At 67.8% G+C, this 13,727-nt stretch carries 14 protein-coding genes and 1 riboswitch; of the genes, 10 read left to right on the forward strand and 4 right to left on the reverse strand.

Going from position 1 to position 13,727, the window contains the following annotated elements; translation table 11 throughout:
* The 4 genes from AB4Y44_RS36285 to AB4Y44_RS36300 all read right to left on the reverse strand — a co-directional run.
* Positions 1-935, reverse strand: a 935-nt coding sequence (locus AB4Y44_RS36285) for an FAD-dependent oxidoreductase (RefSeq protein WP_368702215.1), incomplete at its 3' end; no start/stop codon positions are given.
* A gap of 49 nt (positions 936-984) precedes the next feature.
* Entirely contained in the window at positions 985-2,280 is a 1,296-nt protein-coding gene (locus AB4Y44_RS36290; RefSeq protein WP_368702216.1) for an MFS transporter, read from the reverse strand.
* A gap of 277 nt (positions 2,281-2,557) precedes the next feature.
* Positions 2,558-3,325 (reverse strand): SDR family oxidoreductase, encoded by a 768-nt coding sequence (locus AB4Y44_RS36295; protein WP_342924256.1) that lies wholly within the window; start codon positions 3,323-3,325, stop codon positions 2,558-2,560.
* A complete protein-coding gene (locus tag AB4Y44_RS36300; protein WP_368702217.1) occupies positions 3,322-5,079 on the reverse strand; it encodes an ABC transporter ATP-binding protein/permease in 1,758 nt (585 codons plus the stop codon). The genes AB4Y44_RS36295 and AB4Y44_RS36300 overlap by 4 nt, the downstream gene beginning before the upstream one ends.
* A 311-nt stretch (positions 5,080-5,390) precedes the next feature.
* Positions 5,391-5,505: riboswitch (TPP riboswitch) on the forward strand.
* A 252-nt stretch (positions 5,506-5,757) separates the two neighbouring features.
* Between AB4Y44_RS36300 and AB4Y44_RS36305 the strand changes: the two genes are divergently transcribed.
* The 10 genes from AB4Y44_RS36305 to AB4Y44_RS36350 all read left to right on the forward strand — a co-directional run bounded on the left by AB4Y44_RS36305 (position 5,758) and on the right by AB4Y44_RS36350 (position 13,699).
* Positions 5,758-6,906 (forward strand): FAD-dependent oxidoreductase, encoded by a 1,149-nt coding sequence (locus tag AB4Y44_RS36305; RefSeq protein ID WP_368702218.1) that lies wholly within the window; start codon positions 5,758-5,760, stop codon positions 6,904-6,906.
* 42 nt (positions 6,907-6,948) lie between these two features.
* Entirely contained in the window at positions 6,949-7,146 is a 198-nt protein-coding gene (gene thiS / locus AB4Y44_RS36310; RefSeq protein ID WP_368702219.1) for a sulfur carrier protein ThiS, read from the forward strand.
* Between the two features lie 80 nt (positions 7,147-7,226).
* Positions 7,227-8,042 (forward strand): thiazole synthase, encoded by an 816-nt coding sequence (locus AB4Y44_RS36315; protein ID WP_342924260.1) that lies wholly within the window; start codon positions 7,227-7,229, stop codon positions 8,040-8,042.
* Entirely contained in the window at positions 8,039-9,151 is a 1,113-nt protein-coding gene (thiE, locus tag AB4Y44_RS36320) for a thiamine phosphate synthase (protein ID WP_368702220.1), read from the forward strand. Before AB4Y44_RS36315 ends, thiE begins: the two co-directional genes overlap by 4 nt.
* Before the next feature lie 170 nt (positions 9,152-9,321).
* Positions 9,322-10,143: an ABC transporter ATP-binding protein gene (locus tag AB4Y44_RS36325; protein WP_368702221.1), complete on the forward strand. Its 822-nt coding sequence runs from the start codon at positions 9,322-9,324 to the stop codon at positions 10,141-10,143.
* A complete protein-coding gene (gene mlaE / locus AB4Y44_RS36330; protein ID WP_368702222.1) occupies positions 10,140-10,916 on the forward strand; it encodes a lipid asymmetry maintenance ABC transporter permease subunit MlaE in 777 nt (258 codons plus the stop codon). Before AB4Y44_RS36325 ends, mlaE begins: the two co-directional genes overlap by 4 nt.
* Before the next feature lie 67 nt (positions 10,917-10,983).
* Positions 10,984-11,595, forward strand: a complete 612-nt coding sequence (mlaD, locus tag AB4Y44_RS36335; RefSeq protein WP_368702223.1) for an outer membrane lipid asymmetry maintenance protein MlaD — start codon at positions 10,984-10,986, stop codon at positions 11,593-11,595.
* A gap of 14 nt (positions 11,596-11,609) precedes the next feature.
* Positions 11,610-12,620 carry a VacJ family lipoprotein gene (locus AB4Y44_RS36340; RefSeq protein WP_368702224.1) on the forward strand — a complete coding sequence of 337 codons (1,011 nt, stop codon included), beginning with the start codon at positions 11,610-11,612 and terminating at the stop codon, positions 12,618-12,620.
* A gap of 177 nt (positions 12,621-12,797) precedes the next feature.
* Positions 12,798-13,430 (forward strand): ABC transporter substrate-binding protein, encoded by a 633-nt coding sequence (locus AB4Y44_RS36345; protein ID WP_342924266.1) that lies wholly within the window; start codon positions 12,798-12,800, stop codon positions 13,428-13,430.
* On the forward strand, positions 13,427-13,699 hold the full coding sequence (locus tag AB4Y44_RS36350; RefSeq protein WP_342924267.1) for an STAS domain-containing protein: 273 nt from the start codon (positions 13,427-13,429) through the stop codon (positions 13,697-13,699). The genes AB4Y44_RS36345 and AB4Y44_RS36350 overlap by 4 nt, the downstream gene beginning before the upstream one ends.
* Positions 13,700-13,727: the final 28 nt, after the last annotated feature.

The following is a 13,727-nucleotide window of genomic DNA, read 5'->3' on the forward strand; positions in this document are numbered from 1 at the left end:
TCGCCTTTCACCGGATACAGCGGCACGCGCACGCCAAGCGGCGCGACGAGCGCCGCGCTCTCCACGCCCAGTGCGACCACCACGGCGTCGGCGGCGAGCGTGTGAGGCGTGTCGTCGGCGGGCTCGCTGCGCTCGGCCGGGCGCAGCACCTCGGCCGGTGCGCGGCGCTGCTCGCGCCGGTCCTTGCGGTTGTTCGCCTTGCGCCGCCCGGGCACGGCGCGCACGCGCACGCCGTTCACCTTGCCGCCCGCGGCTTCGAGCGCGAGCACTTCGGTATCGAACAAAAAAGTGACGCCGCGTGCTTCGCAGACGGAGCGCAGTTCGCGCGTGAAGCGTGCGCAGTCGCCGGCTTCGTCTTCGGGCAGATAGACGCCCGCCGCCGGTTTCACGCGCGACCAGGCGAGCCCCGGCTCGACCTGCGCGCAGGCGGCGGCATCGAGTTCGCGATAGACGATGCCCGCATCGCGCAGCACGCCGAGCGCCGGTTGCGCGAGTTGGAGGTCGTAGTCGCTGCGAAAGAGCTGCAGATAGCCCTGGCTGCGCCCGTACTCGAACGCGTGCGTGGCGCGAAACGCGTGCAGGCATTCGCGGCTGTAATAGGCGATGCGCTGCATGCGCTGCTTGTTCACGCGAAAGCGCGCGAGATCGCATTCACGCAGCCAGCGCGCGATCCAGCGCCACTGCGCGGCGTCGAGCGTGGGCCGGAAGATGAGCGGCGAAGTGGGCTTGAGCAGATACTTGATGAGCTTCGCGGGCATGCCGGGCGCCGCCCACGGCGTGACATAGCCGGGCGCGATGACGCCGGCGTTGCCGAAGCTCGTGCCGAGCGCGACCCCCGGTTCCCGTTCGACGACCGTGACGTCGCAGCCTCGTTCGCTCAGATAGTACGCAGTAGCGACGCCGATCACACCGGCGCCGAGGACAATCGTTTTCATGCCGGTCGCACAACAGGGAGGGACGGTCGGTATTGCAGCATGTTCGCGCTCATCGTGCAGTGGACTCCGCAGACGCTCGCTCGCTTCCGGCAGCAGGCGCTTCCTCGGTCAGCGCCTTGCCTTTCGTCTCCGGCAGGCACAGCGCCGCGACGATCACGAGCAGATAGCCCGCGCCGGCCACCACGCCGATCGACTTCACGAGCGACGTGGTTTGCGCGAACGTGCCTACAAGAATGGGGAAAAACGAGCCGAGCCCGCGTCCGAGGTTGTAGCAGAAGCCCTGGCCCGAGCCGCGGATCGCGTTCGGGTAAAGCTCCGAGAGATACGCGCCCACGCCCGCGAAAATGCCCTGCACGACGATGCCGAGCGGAAAGCCGAGCAGGAGCATGGCGGTGTCGGTGATGGGCAGCATGGTGTAAGCCATGCCGAGCGCAAACGAGCCGATGGCGAACAGGATGAACGAGGCGCGCCGGCCGATCTTGTCGCACAGGATCGCGCCGACGATGTAGCCCGTGAACGAGCCGACGATCAGCACGATCAGATAGCCGCTCGTGTTGAACACCGAAAGGTGGCGCACCGTCTTGAGGTAGGTGGGCAGCCAGGTGGTGATCGCGTAGTAGCCGCCGAGCATGCCGGTGCACAGCGCGCTGCCGAGCAGGGTGGTGGCCAGATGCGCTGGCGCGAAGATCTGCATGAAGTGGCTTTGGATCGCGCCGCTTTCGCGCGCGCGGCGCGTGGCGACGAACACGTCGGGGTCGCTCACGTTGCGGCGCACATAGAGAATCCAGAGCGCAGGCACGATGCCGATCCAGAAGCACGCACGCCACGCGTATTCCTCGGGGAGCAGGGCGAAGAAGGCCCAGTACAGGATGGCGGCCGCGCCCCAGCCGAACGACCAGCTGCTCTGCACCGTGCCCACGGCCTTGGCGCGATGCTGCGGCGAGCGGATCGTTTCGGCCATCATCATCGTGACGACCGTCCATTCGCCACCAAAGCCGATGCCCTGCAGCGTGCGCGTGGCGAGCAGTTGCCAGAACGAATGCGTGAAGCCGGAGAGGCAGGTGAAGAGCGCAAAGGTGGCGATGGTCCACTGCAGCACGCGCACGCGCCCGTAGCGGTCGGCGAGGATGCCGGCGAGCCAGCCGCCGATCGCCGACGAGATCAGCGAGCTGGTCGCGATCATGCCGGCCTCGCTCTTGCTCATGCCCCAGGTCGCGATGAGCGTCGGGATCAGGAACGAGTAGATCATGAAGTCGAACGCGTCGACGGCGTAGCCGCCGAATCCCGCATAGAGCGTGCGCCGCTCGCGCGCGTTCAACTCGGTGAACCAGTGAAAGTAGCTCATCGCGTGTCTTCCCCCATATTTGTTGTGCATGCAACGAACCGGCTGAGCGGCGCGTGCTGCGCAAGCGACCCGGCTGGCGCAGTACGCGTTGGGTGGCGTGTGCGCTTGACGCTGGCGGGCTGCGCGGTGCGACGCCGCCCGTCTCCGGTGTGCTGGAGGGGTATTTTACGGTGCGAAACCGCGCTGAGGCGAGGGGCAATTTGGGAGCGCCCGCTATCGTTGTATTCCGATGTTTAGTTCGATAGCAAGCGAACGATGGCGCGGGGACCGCACGGCGCTAGAGCGTGAGCCCGCCATCGACATGAATCACCTGGCCGGTGATGTGGCGCGCGGCATCCGAGAGCAGGAAGGCGATGAGTTCGGCGACATCGGCGGGATCCGCCACGTGGCCGAGCGGCGTTTCCTGCGCCGCACGCTCCCACACCGGTGCGTTTTCCGGCGTGGGGCCCTTGTCCTTGCGCGTATAGCCGGGCGCGACGCAGTTCACGGTCACGCCGTGCGGCGCCAGCTCCGCCGCGGCGGTTTTCGCCAGAGATTCGAGCGCGGCTTTCGCGGCGGCCGTGGCGGCGAACGGCGCGCCGGCGCGGTAACGGTGCGCGACGAACGAGCTCAGCGCGACCACGCGGGCGCGCGCCGAGCGTTCCAGCGCTGGCTGCGCGCGTTGGACGAGCGCGGCGAACGCGGCAGGCATGGCCGCGAAGGCGCCTTCGAGCGATGCGGTGTCGAGCGCGGCGAGCGTCTGGCGCTGCGCATGTCCGGCGTTGGCGACGAGTTGGTCGAGCGCGCCGAGTTGCGCGAGCGTGGCGTCCACGAGCGCGCTCGCCTGGCCGGACTGCGCGAGATCGCCGTACGCGGTGGCGCAGGTCGAGCCGCGCTGTTCGCACTCGGCGGCGACGGCGGAGAGCCGGGCGCGCGATGCCTCATCCGCGCCGCGCGCGTGCAGCATCAACGCCACACCCGGCGCCGCGATGCGACGCGCGAGCGCCGCGCCGATGCCCGAGCCCGCGCCCGTGATCAGCACGACGCGCAGCGCGCTTTCGCTCACGCGGCAACCCGCTCTTCGGGCATGCGCTCGATCTCGAGCGTGTCGTGGTGGTACGCGGCGAGCGACTCACGGTGCGCGACGCTCACGATCGCTGCCTTGGGCAGGCGTTCCATGAACAGCTTGTAGAGACGGCTTTCGTTGTCGGGGTCGAGCGCGCTCGTCGCTTCGTCGAGGAACAGATAGTCGGGCTTGTGCAGCAGCACGCGCGCGCCGGCGAGGCGTTGCTGTTCGCCCGGCGAGAGCACGCGCGTCCAGTGTGCGGATTCGCCGAGACGATCCACGTACTCTTCGAGGCGGCAGGCGCGCAGCGCTTCGCGGCAGTCTTCGTCGCTGTAGTCGTCGGCGGGCGAGGGGTAGGTGAGCGCCGCCTTGAGCGTACCGATGGGCAGATAGCTCTGCTGCGGGATGAACATCATGCGCGCATCGACTGGCGCGTCGATCGAGCCTTCGCCGAACGGCCAGAGGCCCGCGAGCGCGCGCATCAGCGTGCTCTTGCCCGCGCCCGAGGGACCGCGCACGAGCCAGCGCGAGCCCGGCTTGATAGCGATGTCGCGCACTTCCGAGAGCGGCGTGCCGTTGGGCAGCGAGAGCTTGAGATGCTCGGTGGCGAGCTCGTTGTTGTCGATGAAGTGCAGGTTGATGCCGCCGTGCTCGGTGGCAGGCGAGACCGATTCCTTCAGACGCGGCGAGTGCACCACACGCACGAATTCGCGCAGACGATTCACGGTAGCGCGCCATTCGACCAGCGTGGAGTAACTGTTGATGAACCACGAGAACGAGTCGCTCACGGTGCCGAACGCCTGCGAGATCTGCATCAGCACGCCGAACGTGAAGGCGCCCGCGAAGTAGCGCGGCGCGGCCACCACGAGCGGGAAGATGATGGCGATCTGGCCATAGAAGCTCAGCACGAAGGTGAGGCGCTTCGTGTACTTCATCACACGCCACCAGTTGTCCTTGATGTGCGCGAAGAGGCCTTGCGCGTTGCCGCGCTCGGTGTCCATGCCGTCGTAGAGGGCGATCTGCTCGGCGTTTTCGCGCAGGCGGATCAGGCCGAAGCGGAAGTCCGCTTCCACCTTTTGTTGCTGGTAGTTGATCGACACGAGCGGGTGGCCGACCTTCTGGATCACGAGCGAGCCGAACACGGCATAGAGCGCGGCGGCCCACACCATGTAGCCCGGAATCGCGAGCGGCTGCCCGCCCAGCGTGACGGTGAGCGCGCCCGCGAGCGTCCACAGGATCGTGACGAACGAGATCAGCGTCACGACCGTGGAGAGCAGGTCGAGCGTGAGCGACAGGGTGGTCGTGGCGAACGACTGGAGGTCGTCGCTGATCCGCTGGTCGGGGTTGTCGGCGAGGCGGTCGCGCTCGATGCGGTAGAACGCGCCCTTGCCGAGCCACTCGTTCAGGAACCGCGTGGTGAGCCACTGACGCCAGCGAAAGCCGAGCATCTGGCGCAGATAGCGGCCATACACCGCGAGGATGATGAAGCCGAACGCCAGTTCGGTGAAGGTCATCAACAGCGGCGGGAAGCGCTTGACGTCCTTGGCCTGCAATGCGTTGTAGAACTCCGCGCTCCAGCCGTTCAGGCGCACGTTGATCCACACGACGAGCAGGTTCATCACGATGATCGCGACGAGCAGGCCCCAGGCGATCCAGCGTTCCTCGGAGACCCAGTAGGGCTTGATCAGGCTCCACGCGGTGATCTTCTGATGCTCGTTCTGATCGGGCGTGGCGCGGGCAGGTTGGTTGGTCATGTGCGTCCTGAAGGTGTGGCGGCCCGCTGGGGGCATGCGCCGCGCGCCGCACGGCGGCAGCGTTGCAGCGATTTTTGCAGCGATTCTGTCGTCGGGCGCTTAAGTGAGTCTTAACGGGTCACAGGCGGAGCCAAAACCGGCGCGAGGCGTGGAGACAAAAGCGCACGCCGGCGCCGCCGTAGCGTGGCGCTCATTGTCTCACCGCGCGGGCTCGCGAGGCGAAAGAGGCGGGTTCAGGGCATTGTGCCAGACCACGCCCCCCGGTTCCGCCGAGGTTTGCGGGCCGCGCGCGTTTTGTGGTCTAATCATCGTTGACGAAACAGGGGTGCTTCACCGGTATGCCGGGCATGCCGCCAGTGAGGCTGAGAGAAACCCTTTGCACCCGATCCGGGTAATACCGGCGCGGGAAGTTTCCAGAAAGTCTTACCGGAGCGCCCAGCCTGGGTTTTGAAAAGGCGGGGGCGCCAGGATTCCCGCCGGGCTGCGCTTTGGGCGCCTGGGTTCGTATACGCATTCCGTATCGGGCCGTCTGCGCCGCATAGCCTCCACGGTCGGCCTTGCCAGCCGGTTTCGTCCTTGGGTACGTCTGCTGCTGCCGTACGGAAAGGATACGATGACCGCCTATTCTCTTTGTTCCCCGATTCTTATCGCGTTCGCCTTGCGTGACGGAGTGTCGTCATGAGCCGCGCCCGCCACCATAACGTGGGAAGCGTGCCCGACTTCGCCGTGCTCGGCGGCGGCCTGAGCGGCCGGCTCGTCGCATGGCGTCTGGCCGGCGAGGGCCATCGCGTCGCGCTTTACGAGCGCGGCGGCCCCGAAGGCGGCGAAGCCGCAGCCTGGGTCGCGGCGGCCATGCTCGCGCCGCTCGCGGAGGCAGCCGTCGCCGAAATGCTCATTACCGAGCTTGGCGTCGCGTCGCTCGAAACCTGGCCGCGCATCCTGGCCGAGCTGCCGGAGCCCGTGTTCTTCCAGCGCAACGGCACGCTGGTGGTCTGGCATAGCGCCGATCGCACCGAAGCGCCGCTCTTCGAGCGCCGCGTGCGCGCCAACGCGCCGCGTTCGCTCGCCGATGCCAACTTCGTCGCGCTTGCCGGCGCGCAGCTCGACGCCGCCGAACCGGCGCTCGCCGGGCGCTTCGCGCGCGGCTGGCTGCTCGAAGGCGAGGGCCAGCTCGACAATCGCCAGGCCCTGGCCGCGCTGGCGGCGGGGCTCGCCGCGCGCGGCGTGGAAACCCACTGGCACACCACGGTCGACGAGGCCAATCCGCCGCCCGCGCGCGTGACGATCGACTGCCGCGGGCTGGGCGCCAAGCCTGCGCTGCCGGGTTTGCGCGGCATTCGCGGCGAAGTCGCGCGCGTGCACGCACCCGGCATCATGCTCACGCGCCCGGTGCGGCTCCTGCATCCGCGCTATCCGCTCTATATCGCGCCCAAGGAACGCGATGTCTTCGTGATCGGCGCGACTGAGATCGAAGGCGAGGACCGTTCGCCCGTGAGCGTGCGCTCGGCGCTCGAACTGCTGAGCGCGGCGTTTGCGGTGCATCCGGCGTTCGGCGAGGCGCGCATCCTCGAGTTGAACACGCAGTGCCGTCCGACGCTGCCCGACCACCGCCCGGCGCTGATCTGGGACGGCAAGACCACGCTGCGCGTGAACGGCCTCTATCGGCACGGCTTCATGATCGCGCCGGAAGTCGCCGACGAAGCCGCGCGCGTCGCACAAGCCCTGCTCGACGGCCGCGTGAGCGATGCCGATTCCTTCGAGTCGCTGCGCCGTGCGTCGCGCTGGAGCGAGATGCTGCACGCGCAGGGCGCGCACGAGCCGGCCTGACGCCTCACCAGAAACAATCCGCAGTTTGAGAACGCATTTGCCATGGACATTCATATCAACCAGAAGCCGATCACGCTGCCTGAGGGCGCGACTGTCGCCGATGCGCTCACCGCATTCGGCGCGCGTCCGCCGTTCGCCGTCGCGCTGAACGGCAATTTCGTGGCGCGCACCCAGCATGGCGCGCGCGCGCTCCAGGCGGGCGACCGCCTCGACGTCGTGAGCCCCGTGGCCGGCGGCTGAGCCTCGCTCGCCCAAGCCTCCGGTCGCGCGCATCGCATACACGGCGAGCGCGTTCACGACACCGCCAAGGATTCCAACCCATGACCACCACCTCCACCGCCGATGCGCTCACGCTCTACGGCGAAACCTTCGCCAGCCGCGTGCTGCTCGGCACGTCGCGCTATCCGTCGCTGCAGTCGCTCGCCGACTCGATGGCCGCCGCGCGCCCCGGCATGATCACCGTCGCGCTGCGCCGCCAGATGAACGAGGGCACCGCCGAGGCCGGCTTCTTCGACCTGCTCAAGCGCCACGGCGTGCCGCTCCTGCCGAACACGGCCGGCTGCCTCACGGTCAACGAGGCGGTGACGACGGCGCACATGGCGCGCGAAGTCTTCGAAACCGACTGGATCAAGCTTGAGCTGATCGGCGACGACTACACGCTGCAGCCCGACCCGGTCGGCCTGATCGAAGCCGCGTCGCGCCTCGTGAAGGACGGCTTCAAGGTGCTGCCGTATTGCACCGAGGACCTCGTGATCGGCCGGCGTCTGCTCGACGCGGGCTGCGAGGCGCTCATGCCGTGGGGCGCGCCGATCGGCACCGGCAAGGGCGTGATCAACCCCTACGGCTTGCGCGTGCTGCGCGAACGCTTGCCCGATGTGCCGCTGATCGTCGATGCGGGCCTGGGCGTGCCTTCGCACGCGTGCCAGGTGATGGAGTGGGGCTTCGACGGCGTGCTGCTCAACACGGCCGTTTCGCAGGCCACGTATCCCGAGGCGATGGCGCGCGCGTTCGCGCTGGGCGTCGAGGCGGGGCGCACCGCGTATCTCGCCGGACCGATGGCCGAACGCGAAGCGGCGGTCGCGAGCACGCCCGTGGTCGGCATGCCGTTCTGGCACCAGGATGGAGACAAGCGATGACTGAAACGCTGCGCCTGCAGGACCGCGAACTGTTCTGGCCGCCCGCCGACGAACTCACCGAAACGGCGGAGCGCATCCGCGCGCGCCTGGGCGACTGGCAGCCCACGCATGCGCCGTGGCGCATCTGTCTTACGCCGCCCGACGCCCCCAACGGCGGCGATCTGATCATCCTGACCGACGCGGCGCCGCATCTGGCCAACATCGCGCGCTGGATGACGGACGGCGCGGGCGTGATCGAAGCCGCGGGCGAACACCCGAAGGCGGCGCGCGCCACGCTGCATCTGGGCGGCGAGCGTTACGCGCTCGAGGGCGAACTGGCGGAAGACTGGATCCCGGCGCTGGCGGCCTTCCTCGACTGCGGCTTCGATCCGCACGACGCGCTCGTGCTCGCGCTCGCCTGGCGCGACGGCGACGAGCAGCAGGCCGACGCCTGGCCCGTCGACATCAAGCGTTTTCCGCGCGTGCTGGGCCTGCCCGCCGCGCCCGCGCAGCCGTTCGCGCCGTGTCCCGCGAAGCTTGGCTTGTATCCGGTGCTGCCCACGGCCGACTGGGTCGAGCGCGTGCTCGACTACGGCGTGAAGACGGTGCAGTTGCGCAGCAAGCAGCCGAAGTCGCCGGCGCTCGCGAGCGAAATCGCGCGTTGCGTGGTGGCGGGCCGCAAGCACGACGCGCAGCTCTTCATCAACGATCACTGGCAGGAGGCCGTCGCGGCCGGCGCTTATGGCGTGCACCTCGGCCAGGAAGACCTGCGCGAAGCCGACCTCGGTGCAATCGCGGCCGCCGGCGTGCGTCTCGGCCTCTCGACGCACGGCTACTTCGAGATGCTCACGGCGCTGCATTTCCGTCCGAGCTACCTCGCGTGCGGCGCCGTGTTCGCGACCACGACCAAGGCCATGCCCACGGCGCCCCAAGGCCTCGCGCGTCTCGCCCGCTACGTGAAGCTGCTGGACGGCGTCGTGCCGATGGTGGCGATCGGCGGCATCGACGGCAACGTGCTGCCCGAAGTGCTCGCCACGGGCGCCGGCAGCGCAGCGGTAGTGCGCGCCGTGACCGAGGCGGCCGACCCGGCTGCCGCCGTTGCTGCATTGCGCAACGCGTTTACGCAATAATGGTCCGCCCTGGCATCGGGCTGCGCCGCGTGCGCGACCCGGGGCCAAGGGGGCCGCAACCCGCAGCAGCGGGCGCTTGCGGCTTACATTGGCGGGTCCGGGGGCGTCACGGCAGGTTTTCCACGATGGCCCTATAATCCCGCCTTCGTGTAAATGGACTGTCAGACCACGTGCCCTCAACCTCTGAGACCCTGCTGGAACTGCGCGACGTCGACTTCGGATATGGCGACCGGCTCGTCCTGTCCGGCCTGAACATGCGCTTCCCGCGCGGTCAGGTAGTGGCGGTCATGGGCGGCTCCGGTGGCGGAAAAACGACAGTGCTGCGTCTGATCGGCGGCCTCGTTCGCGCCCAGCGCGGCCAGGTGCTGTTCGGCGGGCAGGACGTCGGCGCGCAATCGCGCGACGGCCTCTACGCCCTGCGTCGCAAGATGGGCATGCTCTTCCAGTTCGGCGCGCTCTTCACCGACATGTCGGTGTTCGAGAACGTCGCCTTCGCCCTGCGCGAGCACACCGACCTGCCTGAAGAACTGATCCGCGACCTCGTGCTCATGAAGCTCAACGCCGTCGGCCTGCGTGGCGCGCGCGACCTCGCGCCTTCGGAAATTTCCGGCGGCATGGCGCGTCGCGTGGCGCTCGCGCGCGCCATCGCGCTCGACCCCGAGCTCATGATGTACGACGAGCCGTTCGCGGGTCTCGACCCGATTTCGCTCGGCATCACCGCGAACCTCATCCGCACGCTCAACGACGCGCTCGGCGCAACCTCGATCCTCGTCACGCACGACGTGCCCGAGTCGTTCGCGATCGCCGACTACGTGTACTTCATGGCGAACGGCCGGGTGCAGGCGCAGGGCACGCCCGACGAGCTGCGCGCCTCGACCGACCCGATCGTGCGCCAGTTCATCGACGGCGCGCCGGACGGCCCGTTCCGGTTCCATTACCCGTCGAACCTGCCGCTCGAAGCGGACTTCGGCTTTGGCGGAGGCCGCTCATGATCGGCGCCATCAGCTCGATGGGGCGCACCGTGCTCGAAACGATCGCGCGCGCGGGGCATGCGACGCGCTTTTTCGTGCGCCTCGTGCTCGAATTCTTCCCGCTACTGCGCCGGCCGCGTCTTGTCACGAAGCAGATCCACTTCGTCGGCAATTATTCGCTCTTGATCATTGCCGTGTCGGGCCTGTTCGTGGGCTTCGTGCTCGGGCTGCAGGGCTATTACACGCTCAACCGCTACGGCTCCGAGCAGGCGCTCGGGCTGCTGGTCGCGCTCTCGCTCGTGCGGGAACTCGGGCCCGTCGTCACCGCGCTCTTGTTCGCGGGCCGCGCGGGCACCTCGCTCACGGCCGAGATCGGCCTCATGAAGGCGGGCGAGCAACTCACGGCCATGGAGATGATGGCGGTGGACCCCGTGCGCGTGGTGGTCGCGCCGCGCATGTGGGCGGGCGTGATCGCCATGCCGATCCTCGCGGCCATCTTTAGCGCGGTCGGCATTCTGGGCGGCTACGTGGTGGGCGTGGTGCTGATCGGCGTGGACGCCGGCGCGTTCTGGTCGCAAATGCAGGGCGGCGTGGACGTCTGGACCGACGTGGGCAACGGCGTTGTGAAGAGCATCGTGTTCGGCTTCGCCGTGACCTTCACCGCGCTCTATCAAGGCTATGAGGCGAAGCCCACGCCCGAGGGCGTGTCGCGCGCGACCACCAAGACGGTCGTGTACGCGTCGCTCGCGGTGCTCGGCCTCGACTTCCTGCTCACCGCGCTGATGTTCAGCTAAAGACGCCGGGCAGCGACCCGGCGGCGCGGCGCGCGCGTGAGCGACGCCGCAACGGATTCTCATTGGGATGACGATGAAAAAGAATGCTCTCGACTTCTGGGTCGGTCTGTTTGTGGTGCTGGGCTTTATCGCGCTGCTGTTTCTCGCGCTGAAGGCCGGCAACATGAGTTCGCTGTCGTTCCAGTCCACCTACCCGGTGAAGCTCAAGTTCGACAATATCGGCGGCCTCAAGCCGCGCGCGCCGGTGAAGAGCGCGGGCGTGACCGTGGGCCGGGTGGCTTCGATCGGCTTCGATTCCAACACCTATCAGGCGCTGGTGACGATCAACCTCGACCAGCAGTACCAGTTTCCGAAGGACACGTCGGCGAAGATCCTCACGTCGGGTCTGCTCGGCGAGCAGTACATCGGCCTCGAGCCGGGCGGCGATTCGGAAATGCTCAAGGCCGGCGACACCATTTCGATGACGCAGTCGGCCATCGTGCTCGAAAACCTGATCGGCCAGTTCCTCTATAGCAAGGCGGCGGATTCGGGCGCCACGAAGGCGTCCAGCGGCGCGAGCACGGATGCGGCGCCTGCTGCCGCGCCCGCACCCGCACCCGCACCCGCACCCGCACCCGCGCCCGCGCCCGCACCGGCGCCGGCCCCAGCGCCTGCACCGGCGGCTTCGGCGGCCCAATAAGAAGGAGAAAAAGAATGACGACCATACGCATGCGCGCCATTACGCTTGGCGTCGCGGCGCTTGCACTCGGGGGTTGTTCGACGGTGCAGACGCCGTCGAAGGAAGATCCATGGGAAGGGTTCAACCGCACGGTGTACACGTTCAACGACAAGGTTGACACGTACGCGCTCAAGCCGGTGGCGCAGGGCTACGTGAAGGTGACGCCGCAGCCCGTGCGCGACAGCGTGACGAACTTCTTCGCGAACATCGGCGACGTGTACAACGCCGCGAACAACTTCCTGCAGCTGAGGATCACCGACGGTGTCGAGGACATCATGCGGATCGTGATCAACACGGTCTTCGGCCTCGGTGGCCTGTTCGACGTCGCGACGCTCGCGAAGCTGCCCAAGCACAACCAGGACTTCGGCCTCACGCTCGGCCACTATGGCGTGCCGCCCGGCCCGTACCTCGTGCTGCCGCTGTTCGGGCCGAGCACGGTGCGTGACGGCGTCGGCCTCGTGCCCAACTACTTCATCAACCCGCTCACCTATGTGGATCCGGCCGCGCTGTCGTGGGGCCTCTACGGCCTGAACGTGGTGAGCACGCGCGCCAATCTGCTGGGCGCGAGCGACCTGCTCGAAGGCGCGGCGATCGACAAGTACTCGTTCATCCGCAACGCCTATCTGCAGCGCCGCCGCTATCTGCTGTCGGATGGCCGCGCGTCGTCGGACAACAGCAATCTGCCGGATTACGGCGATGGCGCGCCGCTGCCGAAGTACGACGAAACCGACGAGGGCGCGGCGGCCCCCGCTTCGGGTGCGGCTGCCGGTGCGGCAGCGCCCGCTTCGGGCACTGCGCCTGCGGCCACGCCGAATGCGGCCAGCATGGTACCCGCCAACCCCAACGGCGCAACGACCGCCCCGGCCACGCTGGAAGGCCCGGCCGGCGCCGCGGCGCCCGTGGGCGCGTCGGAAACCACGGTGCCGGGCGACCAGATGATTCCGCCCGCGCGCATCGGCTTCCCGAGCATGCTGCGGCTGCACTGAGCGCTGCGTTCCAGCGTGCTGGAACGCCTCGCCGGAGCGTTCGTCTGACGTATACGTCTGACGTAACAAGCAGAAACGCTTGTCGCACTTTGCTGGCGGTTTTGACACAGCGCGATAGATTTCGCGTGATATCGTTGGTTCCAACGGGGCGATGTCCCCCAACTAGCAGGGCTCGATATGAAAAAATTCTTTCTGTACCCGTTTTTCGCCATGTTTCTTTCGTTTGCCGGCGGCGCGTTTGCCCAGACGGTAGACACCAGCAATCCCGACGCGATGGTCCAGACGGTCACGCAGCAGGTCATGAGCCAGATCAAGGGTGACAAGTCCATCCAGTCCGGCGACATCAGCAAGATCACGCAGCTCGTGAACGAAAAGATCCTGCCGTACACCGACTTCCGCCGCACCACGCAGCTCGCGATGGGCCGCAACTGGCGCACGGCCACGCCGGAGCAGCAGCAACAGGTCATCGAGCAGTTCAAGACGCTGCTGATCCGCACGTACTCGGGCGCGCTCGCCCAGGTGCGCGACCAGCAGATCCAGTACAAGCCGTTTCGCGCGAACCCGGACGACACTGACGTCGTGGTCCGTTCGACGGTCATGAACGGCGGCCAGCCGATCGAGCTCGACTACCGCCTCTACAAGACGGCGCAAGGCTGGCGCGTGTATGACATCAACGTGCTCGGCGCGTGGCTCATCCAGGCGTACCAGCAGCAGTTCCAGGAAAAGATCCAGCAAGGCGGCGTGGACGGCCTGATCCAGTTCCTCACGCAGCGTAACCAGCAACTCGCATCGGGCAAGGCGACCTCGTGAGCGAGCGTTTCGCCATCGGTGCCAACCTGACCCACGAGAGCGCGAAGGCCGCGCTCTCGGCCGGGTTCGCGCAGATCTCGGCGGGCGCCACCGTCGTGGACTGCGCGGCGCTCACCCAGTTCGATTCATCGGCGCTGGCCGTGCTGATCGCATGGCAGCGTGCCGCGCGTGAGCGCGGCGCTTCCCTCGCCGTACTCAACATGCCCCCCGCGCTCGCCTCTCTCGCGCGCGCCTACGGCGTCGATTCGCTTCTCGACGAGCGACATTGACCCGCGTCGCCTGGCCGGACGCTTGCGT

Source organism: Paraburkholderia sp. BR10937 (assembly GCF_040965695.1).
Taxonomy (GTDB): domain Bacteria; phylum Pseudomonadota; class Gammaproteobacteria; order Burkholderiales; family Burkholderiaceae; genus Paraburkholderia.